General features: G+C 70.2%; 15 protein-coding genes. 9 read left to right on the top strand and 6 right to left on the bottom strand.

The features are described from left to right. Nucleotide 1: 1 nt before the first annotated feature. Nucleotides 2-1621: an ABC transporter substrate-binding protein gene (locus tag ITJ60_RS12365; protein ID WP_194648134.1), complete on the bottom strand. Its 1620-nt coding sequence runs from the start codon at nt 1619-1621 to the stop codon at nt 2-4. A gap of 32 nt (nt 1622-1653) precedes the next feature. Here ITJ60_RS12365 and ITJ60_RS12360 point away from each other — a divergent pair, with 32 nt between their 5' ends. After that, the gene (locus tag ITJ60_RS12360) at nt 1654-2253 is read left to right on the top strand and encodes a TetR/AcrR family transcriptional regulator (RefSeq protein ID WP_194648133.1); all 600 of its coding nucleotides are present in this window, start codon (nt 1654-1656) and stop codon (nt 2251-2253) included. Between the two features lie 13 nt (nt 2254-2266). Here the strand turns inward: ITJ60_RS12360 and ITJ60_RS12355 are convergent, their stop codons facing one another. Further along, nucleotides 2267-3352: a glycosyltransferase gene (locus ITJ60_RS12355; RefSeq protein ID WP_194648132.1), complete on the bottom strand. Its 1086-nt coding sequence runs from the start codon at nt 3350-3352 to the stop codon at nt 2267-2269. Nucleotides 3353-3450: 98 nt separating this feature from the next. Then, nucleotides 3451-4485: a cation diffusion facilitator family transporter gene (locus tag ITJ60_RS12350; protein ID WP_194648131.1), complete on the bottom strand. Its 1035-nt coding sequence runs from the start codon at nt 4483-4485 to the stop codon at nt 3451-3453. A gap of 244 nt (nt 4486-4729) precedes the next feature. On the opposite strand from ITJ60_RS12350, the gene ileS reads away from it, so the two are divergent. From ileS to ITJ60_RS12325, 5 genes are all read left to right on the top strand, one after another. Then, entirely contained in the window at nt 4730-7984 is a 3255-nt protein-coding gene (ileS, locus tag ITJ60_RS12345; RefSeq protein ID WP_194648130.1) for an isoleucine--tRNA ligase, read from the top strand. Then, complete coding sequence (locus tag ITJ60_RS12340) at nt 7981-9438, top strand: bifunctional folylpolyglutamate synthase/dihydrofolate synthase (protein ID WP_194648129.1); 1458 nt, start codon at nt 7981-7983, stop codon at nt 9436-9438. The genes ileS and ITJ60_RS12340 overlap by 4 nt, the downstream gene beginning before the upstream one ends. A gap of 152 nt (nt 9439-9590) precedes the next feature. After that, complete coding sequence (locus ITJ60_RS12335; RefSeq protein WP_194648128.1) at nt 9591-9920, top strand: DUF4233 domain-containing protein; 330 nt, start codon at nt 9591-9593, stop codon at nt 9918-9920. 38 nt (nt 9921-9958) lie between these two features. Further along, a complete protein-coding gene (gene ndk, locus ITJ60_RS12330; protein WP_111084529.1) occupies nt 9959-10378 on the top strand; it encodes a nucleoside-diphosphate kinase in 420 nt (139 codons plus the stop codon). A 19-nt stretch (nt 10379-10397) separates the two neighbouring features. Beyond that, entirely contained in the window at nt 10398-11246 is an 849-nt protein-coding gene (locus ITJ60_RS12325) for a DsbA family protein (RefSeq protein WP_194648127.1), read from the top strand. A gap of 69 nt (nt 11247-11315) precedes the next feature. On the opposite strand, the gene ITJ60_RS12320 is transcribed toward ITJ60_RS12325, so the two are convergent. Further along, nucleotides 11316-12167, bottom strand: coding sequence for a DsbA family protein (locus tag ITJ60_RS12320; RefSeq protein WP_194648126.1), 852 nt, complete (start codon nt 12165-12167; stop codon nt 11316-11318). A gap of 122 nt (nt 12168-12289) precedes the next feature. After that, on the bottom strand, nt 12290-12892 hold the full coding sequence (locus ITJ60_RS12315) for a vitamin K epoxide reductase family protein (RefSeq protein WP_243649877.1): 603 nt from the start codon (nt 12890-12892) through the stop codon (nt 12290-12292). 349 nt (nt 12893-13241) lie between these two features. Between ITJ60_RS12315 and ITJ60_RS12310 the strand changes: the two genes are divergently transcribed. Together ITJ60_RS12310 and ITJ60_RS12305 are read left to right on the top strand one after the other, a co-directional pair. Continuing rightward, nucleotides 13242-16100, top strand: a complete 2859-nt coding sequence (locus ITJ60_RS12310) for an Rne/Rng family ribonuclease (protein ID WP_194648125.1) — start codon at nt 13242-13244, stop codon at nt 16098-16100. 2 nt (nt 16101-16102) lie between these two features. Then, nucleotides 16103-17011: a hypothetical protein gene (locus ITJ60_RS12305; RefSeq protein ID WP_194648124.1), complete on the top strand. Its 909-nt coding sequence runs from the start codon at nt 16103-16105 to the stop codon at nt 17009-17011. A gap of 480 nt (nt 17012-17491) precedes the next feature. On the opposite strand, the gene ITJ60_RS12300 is transcribed toward ITJ60_RS12305, so the two are convergent. Further along, nucleotides 17492-17764, bottom strand: a complete 273-nt coding sequence (locus ITJ60_RS12300; RefSeq protein WP_123313478.1) for a DUF4031 domain-containing protein — start codon at nt 17762-17764, stop codon at nt 17492-17494. A 179-nt stretch (nt 17765-17943) separates the two neighbouring features. Here ITJ60_RS12300 and rplU point away from each other — a divergent pair, with 179 nt between their 5' ends. Beyond that, complete coding sequence (gene rplU, locus ITJ60_RS12295; RefSeq protein WP_111084536.1) at nt 17944-18252, top strand: 50S ribosomal protein L21; 309 nt, start codon at nt 17944-17946, stop codon at nt 18250-18252. Nucleotides 18253-18255: the final 3 nt, after the last annotated feature.

The raw sequence follows: 18255 nt of genomic DNA, 5'->3' as shown, positions 1-18255 counted from the left end.
GTCAGCGGTCGATCCAGGCCGTGCCGAACCAGGGCGTGGACACCGAGGTCGTCTGGATGCCGTGCACGGCCGAGCCCACCAGGAAGTGGTTCTGCTGGTCGTAGAGGGGCAGCACGGTGTCGCTCGCCAGGATCGTCTTCTGCGCCTGCTGGTACAGGTCGGCGCGCTCGTCGGCGTCCGAGGTGCGGGCCGCCTGCTCGAGCAGGGTGTCGAGCGCGGGGTCGTCGAGCTGCGCGAGGTTCGCGAAGTACCCGGACGGCGCCGGCTCGATGCTCGCGCTGTCGTACAGGATCCGCAGGACGTCGGGGCCGACCTTCGTGTACGGGGCGCTGACGACGTCGTACTCGTTCGCCGCGAGGGCCGCGTACCAGCTGGACAGGTCGAGTTCGTCGAGCACGACCTTGAACCCGACGGCCTTCTCGGACGCCTGGATCTGCTGGAACAGGCTGCGCTCGGCCGGCACCGACTGGTTCGTCGACACCGGGAACGTCACGGTGAGCTGCTGGCCGTCCTTCTGCCGGATGCCGTCCGACCCGACCTTCCAGCCGGCGTCGTCGAGCAGCTGCTCCGCCTTCGTCGGTGAGTAGTCGAACCGGCTCTTCTCCGAGTACGCCAGCGGTTCGGCACTCGAGAGCACGGAGTACGAGCGCTTCGCGGTGCCGAGGAACAGCGACTGCAGGCCGGGGTCGATCTCGGCACCCGCGATGAACGCCTGCCGCACGGCCTCGTCACGGAACACGCCGTGGCCGGAGTTCAGCTCGAGGCGGTTCGAGGCACCGGGGCGCGGGGCGTCGAGGTCGCGGATGGCGCCCTTCGCCGACGCTGCCTTGAGCTGGTCGGGCTGCGCGTTGTCGATGACGTCGACCTGGCCGGACTGCAGCGCCGCGTAGCGCGACGTCGAGTCGGGCAGGAACCGCCACGTGATGCCGGACAGGCGCGGCTTCGTCTTGCCCCAGTGGTCGCTGTTCTTCGTCAAGGTGACGCGGTCGCCGTGCTTCCATCCGGTGACCTCGAACGGGCCGGTGCCGACGGGGGACTCGCAGTTCGTCGCCTGCTCGCGTTCGAGCGCCTTCGGGGACTCCATGCCGACCCACGGTTGCGAGAAGGACTCGAGCAGCGCGCTGTCCGGACGGCTCAGGGTGAGCGTCACGGTGTGGTCGTCGGTGGCCGTCGCCTTCGTGATGGACTGCAGCGCGAGGTAGCCGGTGCTCGACGCGGTGGCCGGGTCCTGCACGTGCTCGATGTTCGCCACGACGGCGGCGGCGTCGAACGGGGTGCCGTCGGTGAAGGTGACGTCGTCGCGCAGTGTGAAGGTGAGGGTCTTGCCGTCGTCGCTCGTGGTCCACTTCGTCGCGAGCTCGGGCGTCGGCTCGCCGTCCTCGAGCCCGACGAGCTCCTCGATGTACTGCGTCGCCAGGAGCGCCTGCGGGTAGTTGCCGCCGACGTGCGGGTCGAGGCAGGTGGGCTCGGCGTCGCCGGAGGCGTACGTCAGGGTCCCGCCGCTCACCGGCTTGCTGCTCGTGGTGCTCGTCCCGGCGCCGCTGCACCCCGCGAGGACGAGGACGACGGCTGTGGCGCTCGCGACGGCGGCGACGGTTTTCTGTACTGAGTCCAAGATCATGGCTGGACGAGTCTAGCGGTTTACTGGGGCCCATGGACGAACCGATCCGCCGCGGTGGCCGGCCCCGACGCTCGAGCGCCGAGGTCCTCGCGGACGCCGCTGCCGAGCTGTTCCTCGAGCAGGGGTACGCACGCACCACGGTCGACCAGATCGCCGTGCGTGCGGGGGTCAGCCGCGCGACGTTCTTCAACTACTTCACGGCGAAGTCCGACGTGATGTGGCTCGAGCTCGACGCCGCGGTCGCGGGGCTGCCCGGGTACCTGGCGGCCTCGACCGAACCCAGTGCGGTGCGTGCGGTGGAGCAGGCCCTGCTCGCCGCGGCCCGGGCCCACGACCCCGAGCGGGTGCCGTGGGCGGTCGCGCAGGCCGAGGTGATGGGCATCGGCTCCGAGCTCGTCGCCGGGGTCGCCGTCCGGGTGATGGCGCAGCACGGGGCCGTCGCGGCCTTCGTGGCCGGGCGCACGGGGGACCAGCCGGGGTCGCTCTGGCCGCAGACGGTCTCTGGCGCTGTGCTCGGGGCGGCGGCGGCGGCGTTCGGGGTGTGGGTCGCCGACGGGGTGGCTCGTCGGCCGCTCGTCGAGTACGTCGCGGCGGCGCTGACCCCGGTGGTCGCCGGCCTCGACGCCCGCTGACGGGGAGGGGTCGTCAGGCGACGACTTCGGTCCCCACCGCCGGGCCGCTGTCCTGACCCGACGCGGCGACCCGGAGCGATCGACGGACGAGGGCCGACGGTTCCACGTACCCGTCGAAGTACCGCCGGGCCTCCGTCCGGAGGCGGGAGCGCCCTGCGGTGTCCGCATCCAGGCGGTGCACGGCGTCCAGTGCCTCGTCGACGGAGGAGAACCCGAGGTACTCGTGTCCTTCTCGGAGGCCGGGGGCCTCGTGCGTCGGTCGTTCGCAGACGACCGCACAGCCCTGCGCGAGGTACTCGGCGAGCTTCCAGCCGTTCGAGTTCCACAGCCCCCTCGTGGTGATGCAGACCCGGGCCGCCCTCGAGGCGCGGAGGAACGTGGCAGGGTTCGACCGGCTGGCTGGGAGCACGAGCTCCGGGGCGACCGCAAGCGCGTGGTCCGTCGGACTGAGTCCTCCCTGGAACCGGTCACCGAACTCGGCTTTCAGGGCGCGGATCAACTCGATGCGCTCCAGGTTGATCGCGTTGCGATCGTCCGCGCGCCACCGTTCCTTGGCGGTGAGACCCGTCGTCCTCGTCTCGGGCTCCCACAGTCTGGTCTGGAACAGGATCTGCCCGTTGTCGGACTGCTGGTCGCCGACGCGGAGCCGAGCGGATCGGCTCCACTCGGCCACGGCGAGCGCGCCGAAGCGGCGTGGTCCGACGTTGCTCCGGAACGCGGCGTTCCAGAAGTACGGGTGCCGCGACGTCGCGTGGTAGTTGAGGCCCAGCGCTCGGTGCTCGGCGCCGGTGCGGTAGGTGTCGTTCGGGGTGATCGGCCGGCTCCGGCGGAACAGCACGTCCACGTCGTCCGCGAACGCATCGACGACGACGGGGTCGAGGATGTCTCCGTCGTCCAGGTCGTAGCCGATCCTGAGGCCGTCGACCTCGGCGAGGAGCCAGGCGTTGGACGGCAGCGCCGGGTCGCGGCGGGACCACGTGATGCGGAGGTCCAACTCGCGGTTGCGCGCGAGTGCGATGTACCCGGCGATGACCTGGTGGGAGTGGTGTGAGTTGCCCGAGGCGTGGAGGACGACGGACGGGAGATCGGGAGTCGGCATGGTCCTGTTCGGGAGGAGAGGGGCGGAACTGCGAGGAAATGCAATATTAACATATGCAATGTTGTCGATCTCTCCCGCGATGCCGTCCCCGCCGGATCTCAGTCGGTGCGCAGCGTCCCCGCTCCGCCGGCGGCCACGTCCGAGGCCGTCCCGTCACGCACGACCTCGGGCACCTCGTCGCTCGTCGGCCGCAGCGAGGCGTCGCCCGGGTAGCTCAGCGTCAGCACGGCCTCCTCGATGTACGGGCTGTCCTCGAGCGACTTCTCGACGTCGCGCAACCGCACCGCGACGTGCTCCTCGTTCTCGTTGCCCGTCAGGTCGACGGCCGCGACGAGGTACACCCGCGACGGTCCGACGAACTCCAGGTGCAGGTAGGTGACGCGCTCGATCTGCGAGCGGCCGAGCAGCTCGACGAGCACGGCGTTCTCGAGCTCGGGCGACGTGCTCTCGCCGAGCAGGAAGCGGCGGTTGCGGTCGATGAGGATGATCGCCACGACCCCGAGCAGCACGCCGATCGCGATGGAACCGATCGCGTCGAAGATCGCCAGGCCGGTGATCTGGTGCAGGAACACCCCGAGGAAGGCGACGACGAGGCCGATGAGCGCAGCGGCGTCCTCGGCGAACACGGCCCGCAGTGTCGGGTTCGAGGACTGCAGCACGTGGCGCAGCACCGGCACCTTGCGCTTCGTCGCCGCTCCGTGCGCCTGGCGGTAGGCCTGCAGGAAGCTCGTGCCCTCGAGGCAGAACGACAGCGCGAGCACGATGTAGTTGAGCAGGACGTCCTCGGCCGGACCCGTCTCGCCGAGCTCGGAGATGCCGTGGTAGATCGACACGATGGCGCCGGCGGTGAACAGCCCGAACGCGGCGAACATCGACCAGATGTACGTCTCGCGGCCGTACCCGAGCGGGTGCGCGGTGTCACGCTTCCGCGCGCCCCGTCGTTCGGCGACGAGCAGGAAGACCTCGTTGCCGGTGTCCGCCCACGAGTGCGCCGCCTCGGCCACCATCGAGGCCGAACCCGAGATGAGCGACGCGACGGTCTTCGCGATCGCGACGAGCAGGTTCGCGCCGAAGGCGATGATGACGGTGAGGGAGGACTCCGGGCGTTCGCCGGAGGCAGAGTCGTCGGGCATCCCTCCAGCATGCTCCCGTCCGCTAAACTCGTGTCACACGAGCGTCGATCCGGCCATCACCGGGGAGCTCCCGGAAGAACGCGGTCCGCGCGAGCGGCTCGTCAGTAGAACCGGGCGGACCGGGCCGCACCGAACCCGAACACGAGCGGTCGTGACGTGCGGACAGCACGGCGTGGCAAGCGAGGTGGTACCGCGGAGCGTGCTCCGTCCTCGTGGAGATCGAGCGAACCCACAAGGAGTCCCGGTGCCGTACCCGTTGAACGCCGATGCCGATGGCGTCGTCCCCTCGCCGTCCTTCCCCGCCGTCGAGCGGGGGATCCTCGCCTTCTGGAAGGGCGACGGCACGTTCCAGGCGTCCATCGACCAGCGCCAGGGCTGCGACGAGTGGACCTTCTACGACGGCCCGCCCTTCGCGAACGGCCTGCCGCACTACGGTCACCTGCTGACCGGGTACGCGAAGGACGTCTTCCCGCGCTACCAGACCATGCGCGGCAAGCAGGTGCACCGCCGCTTCGGCTGGGACACCCACGGGCTGCCCGCCGAGCTCGAGGCGATGCGCCAGCTCGGCATCACCGAGAAGCACGAGATCGACGAGATGGGCGTCGACGTGTTCAACGCCGCCGCCAAGAAGTCCGTGCTGCAGTACACCGACGAGTGGCAGCAGTACGTCACCCGCCAGGCGCGCTGGGTCGACTTCGAGGACGACTACAAGACGCTCGACACCACGTTCATGGAGAGCGTGCTGTGGGCGTGGAAGCAGCTCTGGGACAAGGGCCTGGCGTACGAGGGCTTCCGGGTCCTGCCGTACTGCTGGAACGACCAGACGCCGCTGTCGAACCACGAGCTGCGCATGGACGACGACGTCTACAAGATGCGCCAGGACCAGTCCGTCACGGTGTCGTTCCCGCTGCAGGGTGCGCGCGCCGAGTCGCTCGGGCTGGCCGGCGTGCGTGCGCTCGCCTGGACGACGACCCCCTGGACCCTGCCCACGAACGCCGCGTTGGCCGTCGGGCCTGCGGTCTCGTACGTGGTGCTCCCTGCGGGGCCGGGAGGCGCGGCTGACGGTGCCGACGCCGGTTCCGTCTCCTACCTGTTGGCTTCGGACACCGTGGCCGCCTACGCGAAGGACCTCGGCTACGAGACGGCCGAGGACGCCGCTGCCGCGGTCGTCCGCACCCTGGCGGGTGCGGAGCTCGACGGCGTCGAGTACGAGCGCCTGTTCGACTTCCTCGCCGAGACCGAGGGCATGGAGCACGCCTGGCGCATCCTGGTCGCCGACTACGTCGAGACCGGCGAGGGCACCGGCATCGTGCACCAGGCCCCGGCCTACGGTGCCGACGACCAGGTGGTCTGCGCCGCCGCCGGCATCCCCGTGGTGCTCTCGCTCGACGAGGGCGGGGTCTTCACCTCGCAGTTCGGCGAGGTCGCCGGCATGCTCTGGTCCGACGCGAACAAGCCGCTGACCAAGGCTGTCCGCGACGCCGGTCGCCTGCTCCGCCAGGCGTCCTACGAGCACAGCTACCCGCACTGCTGGCGGTGCCGGAAGCCCCTCATCTACAAGGCCGTGTCGTCGTGGTTCGTGCGGGTCACCGACTTCCGCGACCGCATGGGCGAGCTCAACCAGGACATCAACTGGGTGCCGGAGAACGTCAAGGACGGCCAGTTCGGCAAGTGGGTCGGCAACGCCATCGACTGGTCGGTGTCGCGCAACCGCTACTTCGGCACGCCGATCCCGGTGTGGCAGTCCGACGACCCCGAGTACCCGCGCACCGACGTGTACGGCTCGCTCGAGGACATCGAGCGCGACTTCGGCCGCCTGCCGCTGAACGCCGACGGCGAGGTCGACCTGCACCGCCCGTTCATCGACGACCTGACCCGCCCGAACCCCGACGACCCCACGGGGAACTCGACGATGCGCCGGATCACCGACGTGTTCGACGTCTGGTTCGACTCCGGGTCGATGCCGTACGCCCAGGTGCACTACCCGTTCGAGAACCGGGAGTGGTTCGAGTCGCACAACCCGGCCGACTTCATCGTCGAGTACATCGGGCAGACCCGCGGCTGGTTCTACGTCATGCACGTGCTGTCCACCGCGCTGTTCGACCGACCGGCCTTCAAGAACGTCATCAGCCACGGCATCGTCCTCGGCTCGGACGGTCAGAAGATGTCGAAGTCGCTGCGGAACTACCCGGACGTCTCCGAGGTGTTCGACCGCGACGGCGCCGACGCCATGCGCTGGTTCCTGATGTCCTCGTCGGTGATCCGCGGCGGCAACCTCGTCGTCACCGAAGAGGGCATCCGCCAGGGCGTCCGCGAGTTCATGCTCCCGCTGTGGTCGACGTACTACTTCTTCACCCTCTACGCGAACGCCTCCGGGCCGGACGGGTACCAGGCCACCCGTCGGACGGACAGCACCGACGTCCTCGACCGGTACCTGCTCGCGAAGACCCGGGTGCTCGTGTCCGACGTGCAGCAGCACCTCGACGCGCTCGACACCCCGCTCGCGGCCCAGGCGGTCCGCGACTTCGCCGACGTGCTGACGAACTGGTACGTCCGCCGGTCGCGCGACAAGTTCTGGACCGGGGCCGACGGCGCGGCAGGGGACGGCGCCCGTGCGGCGTTCGACACCCTGTACACGGTGCTCGAGACCCTGACCCGCGTGGCGGCCCCGCTCGCCCCGCTCGTCACCGAGGAGATCTGGAAGGGCCTGACCGGTGGTCGGAGCGTGCACCTGACGGACTTCCCCGACGCGGCCGAGTTCCCCGCCGACGACGCCCTCGTCGCGGCGATGGACCGCGTGCGCGACGTCGCCTCGAAGGGCCTCGCGCTCCGCAAGGCGACCGGCAAGCGCGTCCGGCTGCCGCTCGCCACGCTCACCCTCGTGGTGCCGGACCCGGCGGCGGTCGAACCGTTCGCCGACATCCTGCGCGACGAGCTGAACGTCAAGCGGGTCGTGCTCGAGGCCCAGGCCGAGGAGTCCCTGGCGCAGTACGGCATCGAGCGGAAGCTCACCGTCAACGCCCGCGTCGCCGGCCCGCGCATCGGCAAGGCCGTGCAGCAGGTGATCCCGGCCGCGAAGAAGGGCGACTGGACCGCGACCGAGTCCGGCGTGACCGTCGGCGGTGTCGACCTGGTCGAGGGCGAGTACACGCTCGACCTCACCGTCGCCGACCCGTCGGTCGCCGTGGCGTTCCTCGACGAGGGCGGCTTCGTGGTGCTCGACACCGTGACCACGCCCGAGCTCGAGGCCGAGGGGCTCGCCCGCGACGTCGTCCGCGCCGTCCAGCAGGCCCGACGCGACGCCGACCTGGACGTCAGCGACCGCATCGTCCTGACCCTCGGGGTCGACGATGCCGCCGACGCGTCGGTGCGCACCCACCAGCAGCTCATCGCGGGGGAGACCCTGGCGACGAGCGTCGAGATCGTGCCCCTCGGGGCAGGCGCCACCACCGATGTCGGTGACGGCGCGAAGGTGACCGTGGAGGTGTCACGCGCATGAGCGACGACGACCAGTACGACGAGCACGACCAGCACGACGACGACGGCATCCGGATCCCGGTGGGGCCGTCCGGTGACGCTCCGGTCGAAGCCGTGCCCTACGGCGGTGACGACGACGAGGTCAAGCGCGTCGAGGCCGCCCTGTACGCCCGGATCGGTGAGCAGTCGCCCGAGCACCGCCTGACCGCGACCCGTCGCGCCGTCGAGCTGCTCGGCGACCCGCACCTGGCGTACCCGGTGATCCACATCACCGGCACGAACGGCAAGACGTCCACCGCGCGCACGACCGAGAGCATCGTCCGCGCCCACGGTCTGCGCACCGGCCTGATGACGAGCCCGCACCTGGTGTCGATCCGGGAGCGCATCGTCATCGACGGGCAGCCGATCGAGCCGAGCCGGCTCGTCGAGAACTGGGACGACATCGCCCCGGTCCTCGAACTGACCGACCAGGAGCTCACCGCCAAGGGCGAGCTCCCGCTCACCTTCTTCGAGGCACTGACCGTCCTGGCCCTGGCGTGCTTCGCCGAGGCGCCGGTCGACGTCGCCGTGATCGAGGTCGGCATGGGCGGCGAGTGGGACTCCACCAACGTCGTGCAGAGCCAGGTCGCGGTGTTCACGCCGATCGCCATCGACCACACGAAGCAGCTCGGCAGCACCGTGGCGGAGATCGCGCGGACCAAGTCCGGGATCATCAAGCCGTCGTCCGCCGTGGTGTCGAGCGAGCAGGTCCCGGAGGCACTCGTCGAACTCGAGCGTGCCGCCGAGCTCACCGAGTCGACCCTCACGGTCGAGGGCACCGGTTTCAGCGTCGTCGACGTGACGCCGGCGGTGGGCGGTCAGCTCATCACCGTGCAGGGCATCGCCGGCCGCTACGACGACCTGTTCCTGCCGCTGTTCGGGCGGCACCAGGCGCACAACGCGGCCGTCGCGATCGCCGCGGTCGAGTCGTTCCTCGGTCGGGGTACCCAGGCGCTCGACGAGGACGTCCTGTCCGAGGGCCTCGCCGGTGCCACCAGCCCCGGCCGACTCCAGCCGATCGCCACCGACCCGACCGTCGTGGTCGACGCGGCGCACAACCCGCACGGCGCCAAGGCCCTGGCCGAGGCGCTGCCCGTGGCGTTCCCGTCCGAGCACGTCGTCGGCGTCGTCGGGATCCTCGGCGACAAGGACGCCCGCGGGTTCGTCCGCGCGCTGAAGGGCACCGTCGAGACCTTCGTCGTCACGCAGCCCCCGGGGGAGCGTGCCCTCGACGCGGACGCCTTCGCGAAGGTCGTCGTGGACGAGGTCGGCGCGGACCGCGTCGTCGTCGAGCCGTCGCTCGCCGCCGCCCTCCAGCAGGCACGCGACCTGGCGGACGAGGCGGACGCCGAGGACGCCCTCGTGCTCGTCGCGGGCTCCATCGTGATGGTGGGTGCGGTCATGGACCTGGTCCACCGGGAAGGCGAGACGAAGTGACGAACGCACCCAGTCCCCACGAGCACGGCCAGCCGACCTCTCCGCAAGCTCCGCGGTCGTCTGGAACCGGCTCGCGTGGGCCCACCTCCCGGCCGGGGCGTGCACCGCGCACCCGCAAGCCGCGACGCGACCGCGGGGCGCAGGAGAGCCTGTTGTCGATCGCGCTCGTGCTCGAGGCGATCATGTTCTTCTTCCCGATGCTCGTCGTGTTCGGCAAGGGGACCCTGCCGCCGGCCCTGGCGTTCGGCGGTGGCATCGGCGCGATGATCGTGCTGGCGCTGGCCGCACGCCTGACCGGCAACCCCGCCGGTGTAGGGTTCGGTTGGCTGCTGCAGGCGGCCATCCTCGCCACCGGGTTCATCGAACCGTTCATGTTCGCGGTCGCCGTAGTGTTCCTGGCGCTGTGGGTCTTCTGCTTCGTCAAGGGCGGTCAACTCGACCGTCAGAACGCCGCGCGCCGGGCCGCCATGGGCGAGGACTGATCACCCCTCCGATCCCGCGAACACACTAGGAGTACTGCGTGTCCGACCTCGAAGAGACCCTCGTCCTCGTCAAGCCCGACGGCGTCGCCCGCCAGCTCACCGGTGAGATCCTCCGCCGCATCGAGTCGAAGGGCTACGAGATCGTCGACCTGAAGATGCTCACCGCGCCGCGCGACCTGTTGGACGCGCACTACGAGGAGCACCAGGGCAAGCCGTTCTTCGAGCCGCTCGTCGAGTTCATGCAGTCCGGTCCGGTCGTCGCCGTGCGCGTCGCCGGCAACGGCGTGATCGCCGGCTTCCGGTCGCTCGCCGGCACCACCGACCCCACCAGCGCCGCGCCCGGCACCATCCGTGGCGACCTCGGTCGTGACTGGGGCCTCAAGGTGCAGCAGAACCTGGTGCACGGGTCGGACAGCACCGAGTCGTCGGCGCGCGAGCTCGCGCTCTGGTTCGCCTGAGACGCCGGGGGAACGACTCGTGACGAACAACGACCGACCCACCAAGAACGAGCGTCGCCAGCACGCGCGTGAGGTCTCCCGCCAGCGCGCTGATGCCGAGAAGCGTCGCAAGCGCCGCAACAAGTGGTTCCTGCAGGGCGGCATCGGCCTGGGCATCATCGCGATCGCCGCGATCATCACGCTCGTCGTGGTGAACGTGAACAACGCACCCGCCGTGTCCGCTGCCGGGCCGAAGAACATGGCCACGGGTGCGATCCAGTTCACCGGCGAGGGCGGCGAGGTCACCCCGGTGACCACGAAGGCCGTCACCGCGAAGGGCACCCCGTCGGCCGTTCCGACGTCGAACACCGACGGTGCGGTCGCGGTCACCGAGTACGTCGACTGGGCCTGCCCGGTCTGCAAGCAGTTCGAGGCCGCCTACGCCGACCAGATCCTGGACAAGGTGAAGTCGGGCGACGCGACGCTGGCCATCCAGCCGGTGTCGATCCTCGACCGCAGCTACCAGAGCTCGCGGTACGCCAGCCGCGCCGCGAACGCCGCGATGTGCGTCGCGAACTACGCGCCGGACAAGTTCCTGGACGTCCAGACGCAGTTCTTCGACAACCAGCCCGCCGAGGGCACGTCGGGCCTGACGAACGCCGAGATCGCGAAGCTCGTGAAAGCCGGCGGCGCGACCGGGTCGAACGTCTCCGAGTGCCTGTCGACCGAGCAGTTCAAGGGCTGGGTGACCAAGTCCACCAAGCTCGTCACCGCGGACGAGGCACTGCAGGGCACGCTGGGCTTCGGCACGCCAACCGTGGTCGTGAACGGCAAGCGCCTCGACAATCTCAGCACGGTCATCACCGCGATCGACGCCGCGGCGAAGTAGCACACGCACGAGCGAAGGCCCCCGCTTCCATCCGGAAGCGGGGGCCTTCGTCGTCGCGCTGCCTCGTGCCTACGCGGCGCCGCCGTTCTGCTCGACGAAGGACGCGAAGGCGTCGGTGTCGGTCAGGGAACCGGTGAACTGCTTGCCGTTCACGATGATCGTCGGGGTGCTCGTCACCTTGTCGAGTGACGAGTTCGGGATCGGGTCGTTCATCACCCGGTTCGTGGCGTCGGCGACCCACCCGGCGAAGTGCTGCCCGGTGATGCACGAGGCGACCTTGCCGTTCGTCGCGCCGGCGTCCTTCGCCAGGGACGCCAGCTCGTCGTTCGTCAGGCCCTTGGTGCTCTCGGATGGTTGGTTCTCGTAGAGCGACGTGTTGTACGCCAGGAACGCGTCCGGGTTGTAGTTCGCCACACAGGCGGCCGCGGCGGCGGAGCGGGTGGAGTACTTCGACCCGAGCGACACCCGGTCGAGCAGGTTGAACGGGTGCAGTTCGAGCGTCGCAGAGCCAGCCTTCACCCACTGCTCGATCTGGTCCATCTGCGCCGTCTCGAACTGGTTGCAGTACGGACACATGTAGTCCGAGTACACGGTGATGTTCGCCACCGAGTCGTCCTGCTTCGTCGCCGTCGGGGTCCCACCGTCGGGCGTGGCCTTCGTCTCGACGGGCACGATCTCGCCGCCCTGGCCGGTGAACAGGATGCCGTCGCTCGCCATGTTGCGCGGCCCCGGCCCAGCGGGTTGCACCGAGTTCGCGATCACCAGGACGACCACGGCGACGACCGCCAGGCTGCCGACGATGATGCCGCTGATCCCGAGCGTCTTGTTGCGGCGACGTCGCGCCTGTTCCTGCACCCGGGCTTCGCGAGCGCGCTCTCGGGCGGCGTCACGACGGACCTTCTTGCTCTCGTTCTCGCTCATCGAGATCGAGCGTAGGTGCTGCACGGAGGTCGATCGGGCGTCCCGCCTGGGAAGCCCCCAGGAATTCGGTGACGCGTCATCGATGCGTCATGGGCGCCGCATCGGGGACGCCCAGCAGTAGATCAGAAGACCGTCAGGATGGTCGGGAACTTGATGATGATCGTCACGATGATGAACAGGTAGTTCGCCAGCGGGAACGCCCAGCAGAACGGGAGCAGTGCCCGGCCGACCCGCTGCGTGCGGGCACCGAAGCGGCCCTGCGCGGCGTTCCAGATCGTGAACACCCAGAACATCGGGATCGTCATCGACCACACGAGCATGCACCACGGGCACAGCGCGCCGATGAACCAGACGGTCTGGGTGAAGAGCCACGTCACGAAGACCCACGCCAGGAACACGCCCGCGTTGAACGCGATCCAGAACCACCGTGAACCGTTGCGGAAGCCCGCGAGCATCATCACCGCGACGGCGATCGGCGCGACGAAGCCCATCACGCCGAGCAGTGGGTTCGGGAACCCGAACAGGTGACCCTGCCAGCTCGCCATCACGTCCGAGCAGCTGATGAACGGGTTCACGTCGCACGAGAGCACCGTGTCGGGGTCGGCGTACTTCTTGAACTCGTCGAGCACCAGGGAGAAGGACCCGTACAGGCCGACGAACCCGGTGATCAAGAGGAAGACGGCCATCGCGATCGGACGACGGGGGGCAGGCGCTGACGTGCTCACGCCGTCATCATCGCATGCGGCTTCCGGTCCTTTCCGGGAGCGGCGTGCGATACTGGCCGGAGGTCGTGCGGGCAACCGCAGACCGAAGAGAGCTTTCCGGGCAGTGCCCCACGGGGCAGTGTCCGGACGATCAGGTGCGGTGAGAGCGCACCGTGGTCGGGACAGCGTCACTCCGACGCCGAGCCGACCCGGGCCGGGTGCCCGGACCGGAACGGCAGCGGACGCAACGAGAAGTTGACGCAGACCGATCACGAAGACAGCGAGCGCGGGGCGTCGACGCCACCGCCACAACCAAAGAATTCCCGCCGCCTGACAAGGGTGCGAGTGGGGCCGAGGAGTGCGCCAGTCCATGGTGGAGCAGAACAACGACAACACGACCAACGACGAGAACGCCCCGAAGCGTCGGACCCGCCTGTTCGGCGGACGCCGCGCCCGGTCGTCCGGCCAGCAGGGCCAGGCCGACGCCGTGCAGGTGCCTGCCGTCGACGAGCCCCTCGCACTGACGGACGGGGCACCGGCGGACGGGGCACCAGCAGAAGCCGTGTCCGTCGCGGTCGAGGCCGTCTCCGCGCAGAGCGCCGAGCCGGACGACGTGAGCACGCTGACCGGCGACCTGCCGGTGGTCGAGGCCGAGCCGACCGAGCCCGCAGCCGACGTGGCGGAGCCGAGTGGTGCCTCCCGTCCGACCGAGACCGAGCCGACGGCCGAGGCGAGCGAACCCGCCGCCCCCGCCGAGCCGTTCGTCCCGAAGGCGACGAGCACGCTCAGCCTGATCTTCCACGCCCCCGTCCTGCCGGAGCTGCCGCGTCGTGCCGCGCGGTACGAGCGCGACGAGGACGACCGAGACGACCGCTCCGAGCGCTCGGAGCGCTCGGAGCGCGAGGACCGGTTCGACCGCGATGACCGGTACGACTCCGAGGACCGCGAGGAGCAGGGCGGATCCCGCCGGCGCTCGCGTCGTCGGGGGAGCAGCGCCGACCGCGAGGCCCGTGCGCCCCGCGAGCCGCGCGACCACCAGGAGCCCCGCCGCCGCGAGCCCGAGCTCATCACCGAGCCGCAGCGCATCAAGGGGTCGACCCGGCTCGAGGCGAAGAAGCAGCGCCGCCGCGACGGCCGTGACGCCGGACGCCGACGCCAGGTCGTGAGCGAGGACGAGTTCCTCGCCCGCCGCGAGAGCGTCGACCGCCAGATGATCGTCCGCTCCAGTTCGTCGACCATCGAGATCGGCGTGCTCGAGGACGGCATCCTCGCCGAGCACTACATCACCAAGTCGGAGAACGTGTCGCTGATCGGCAACGTGTACCTCGGCAAGGTGCAGAACGTCCTGCCCTCGATGGAGGCCGCCTTCGTCGACATCGGTCGCGGCCGCAACGCCGTGCTGTACGCCGGCGAGGTCGACTGGAACTCGGTCGACACCAGCCACGGGCGTCGCATCGAGGCCGCGCTCAAGCCGGGCGACAAGGTCCTCGTGCAGGTCACGAAGGACCCGGTCGGCCACAAGGGCGCCCGCCTGACCAGCCAGGTCTCGCTGCCCGGTCGCTACCTGGTCTACGTGCCGAACGGCTCGATGAACGGGATCTCGCGCAAGCTGCCCGACACCGAGCGTGCGCGCCTGAAGAAGATCCTCAAGGAGGTCCTGCCGGAGCACGCGGGCGTCATCGTGCGCACCGCTGCCGAAGGTGCGACCGAGGAGCAGCTCACCCGCGACGTGCAGCGCCTGACCAGCCAGTGGGAGGCCATCCAGAAGAAGGTCGCCGGTGGCCAGGCCCCGGTGATGCTGCACTCGGAGCCGGACCTGCTCGTCAAGATCGTGCGTGACGTCTTCAACGAGGACTTCACGAAGCTCATCATCGACGGCGAGGCTGCCGGCGGCACCATCGACGAGTACCTGTCGGCCGTCGCGCCCGACCTGAAGGACCGCGTCGTCCGCTACGAGGGCCCGGACTCCTTCGAGGAGTACCGCCTGAACGAGCAGATCGACAAGGCGCTCGACCGCAAGGTCTGGCTGCCCTCCGGTGGTTCGCTCGTCATCGACCGCACCGAGGCCATGACGGTCGTCGACGTCAACACGGGCAAGTTCGTCGGCTCCGGGGGCAACCTCGAGGAGACCGTCACGAAGAACAACCTCGAGGCCGCCGAGGAACTCGTCCGCCAGCTCCGCCTGCGCGACATCGGCGGCATCATCGTCGTCGACTTCATCGACATGGTGCTCGAGGAGAACCGCGACCTCGTGCTCCGTCGCCTGATCGAGTGCCTGAGCCGCGACCGCACGAAGCACCAGGTCGCCGAGGTCACCTCGCTCGGCCTGGTGCAGATGACCCGCAAGAAGATCGGCGTCGGCCTGCGCGAGTCGCTCGACGAGGTCAACGCGAAGGTCAACGACAACAACGCCGACCCGGGCCCGAGCAAGGGGCGTCGCAAGGGGCGCAGCGGTGCCGGCAGCAACGGCAACGGTGGCAACGGGAACGCCGGCAACGGCAACGGTGGCAACGGCGGGGGCAACTCCGGCGGTGGCTCGGGTTCCGGTTCGTCGAACGGACAGTCGAGCCAGGCGCACCAGATCACCGACGACGTGAAGAACGCGCTGTCGCGGATCGCCGCCTCGACGATCCCGCACGAGGACTCGCCGGCTTCGCCGACCTCGGCGGAGGCACCGGCCTCGGCCGACGTCCCCGCCGCGACGTCCGCGTCCGACGACTCCGGTGCTGGCGAGCAGCCCACCGGGTCGAAGCGTCGGCGCCGTGGCGGCCGGGGTGGACGGAGCGGCGAGCAGTCGAACGCTGCCGCGACCGAGGCCACCGAGGTCACTGAGTCGGCGCCCGTCGCAGTCGAGGCGGCTGTCGAGCCGAAGCAGGTTGCGCCGAAGCAGGCGGTCGCCGACGCTGCTGCTGTTCCTGCTGCCGAGCCGAAGGCCAAGGCCCCGGCCCGCCGTCGGGTCAGCTCCAGCGCGACGGTGACCCCGACCGACAACACGGTCGCGATCCTGGACATCCCGCTCAACGCCGCCCCGAAGCGCGAGCCGCGCCAGGTCGCCCCGGACGCCGAGTCGCTGTTGGACTCCGTGCTCCAGGCGCTGCCCGAGCCGAAGCAGCCGGGTCAGGGCCGTTCGAGGTCCCGCCGGGTGTCGTCGCCGAGCATCAGCGCCCCGGCCACGACCGAGAGTGCCTCCGGCGAGGACACCGACGGCTCCGTCATCCTGGGGAACTGAGCGTGACGAACCCCGGTGACCCGCAGCAGGATCGTGGGTACTACGGTGCGGGCTGGCAGCAGCCCGCACCGCCCGGGCCCGGGGGAGCCGGTGGTTCCGTGCCGCCGTTCGGTGGGCAGCCGCCGCACGGCGTCCAGCCCGCTGCCGGGGTGCCCTACGCCCCGCCACGACCGCCTCGTGCACCGGCCGACCCACGTCGGGCCTTCGCGCCCGGCGCCTCGGTGAACAACACCGCCGGGGCGCTCATCGCCGTGGTGTCCCTCGTGCTGGTCGAGTTCGTGTCCGGCATCGTCGGGCTCATCGGGACGTCGCTCGTCGTCAGTCCGTTCGCGCACTACGGCGCAGGTGCCAGCCTGGTCGGCAGCTTCATCGCCTCGGTGTTCCTGGCGCCGTTCCCGTTCTACGCGGGGGCGTTCCTGGCGCTGGCGTTCCTGACCCCGATCGCCCGCCGCAGTCCGCTGCCGACCGTGCTGCTCCGCGCCGTGCTCGCCGGGGCTGCCGGGACGATCGCCCTCGCGCTCGTCGGTGTCTTCACGGGCGCGTTCGGGGCGATCACCTCGGGCGGTTCCCGACTGGTGATCGACGTCGTCACGAACCCGCTCCGCAACGGCGTGCCGTTCACGGTGATGCTCCTGGCGAGCGCGACCGCGGCGTGGCTGTGGCTCGGGCGGCCGCGACGGAACCGTGGCCCCGCGCCGACGTCCGGCCTGCCGGGGACGGTGCGGCCCGCCGACGCCGTCCCGCCCGCGACCGTGCAGCCGGGGCCGCAGCAGCCGCAGCAGGGCCCGTACGGACAGGGTCTGGTCCGGCCGGACCCCCACGGGCAGTACGGCGGCCAGTACGGCGCTCAGCCCCGTCCGGACCAGCAGCAGCCGCCGGCAGCCCCCTGGGGCGGTCCAGCGCCCCGCTGACCTCGGGTCGTGAGGTCGGTCGTGCGGTGGTGCGGTCGGTCGTGCGGTCGTGCGGTCGCTGCACGGTGCGAGGTTCACCACATGGTGGGACCTTCGTTCCTCGCACCTTGCGGTCAACCTCGCACGGTGCGCACGTGCCCGAGACGCGACGGCGGCCCGGCGAGGTCATGCGCGGTGCGGCGCACGCCTGTCGCCGCACCGTGCGAGGTTCTCCGGGCGGTGCAGCGGCCGCGGCACGGTGCGAGCCTCTGGCGACGCACCGTGCTGCCGACCTCGCACGCTGTGAGCAACCTCGCACCGTGCGCACATGCCCGGGACGCGGCCGCGCACTGTGCTGGGGGACGGACGTGGCGGGGGTGCGCCGGGCCTCCCGTCCGCACTGTGCGGGGTTGGAGACACCGTGCGAGCCGGCGTGCCCCGCACCGAGTCGGGAGAACCCCGCACCGAGTCGGGAACCTCGCACCGTGCGCGCGCGGCGCGTCAGTGGGCGCGCTTGTCGCGCTGCGCCACGCGCAGGCCGCTGCGGATGAGCCGCAGCACCAGCTCCCGGCCGGACACCGCAGAGGCCCCCGCGGCGACCAGTTCGTCGTACTTCGCGAGCGGCACGTCGTAGTGGTCGTGGTCGAACGCACGACGCGGCACACCGGCGCGTGCAGCGAACGCGTGGAGTTCCGCGTAGGATTCATCACTGACGAGGTGCGACCACAGAGTGTCGTGAGCGGGCCACGTCGGTGGGTCGATCAACACGGTCACCGTGCAATCGTACGTGTGTCGCCGTTTGACCGGACCCATGGGGATCGAGTATTCTCGATCCCTGGTGTCAGCGGGCCGTTCTGCCTGCGTCGCCGATCGGGCCCGGCCTTCCGGGAGCCGCTCGTGCAGAAGTGGGCACCCGAGACTTCCCTCAAGCAGAGTTACGTAAGGATTTCCACGTGGTTTACGCAGTAGTGCGCGCCGGCGGCCGTCAGGAAAAGGTCGAGGTCGGCACCATCCTGACCGTCGACCGTGTCAAGGCGGACGACAAGGGCAACATCGACCTCGCCCCCGTGCTCCTCGTGGACGGTGACAAGATCACGTCGGCGGCTTCCGAGCTCGTCAACGTGACCGTCACCGCCGAGGTGCTCGACGACCTGCGCGGTCCGAAGGTCATCATCCAGAAGTTCAAGAACAAGACCGGGTACAAGAAGCGCCAGGGTTTCCGCGCTGAACTGACCCGCGTCAAGATCACCAAGATCGCGTAAGGG

The organism is Curtobacterium sp. VKM Ac-2884 (genome assembly GCF_015350945.1).
Lineage (GTDB): Bacteria > Actinomycetota > Actinomycetes > Actinomycetales > Microbacteriaceae > Curtobacterium.
This window is presented reverse-complemented; position numbering and strand designations above follow the sequence as displayed.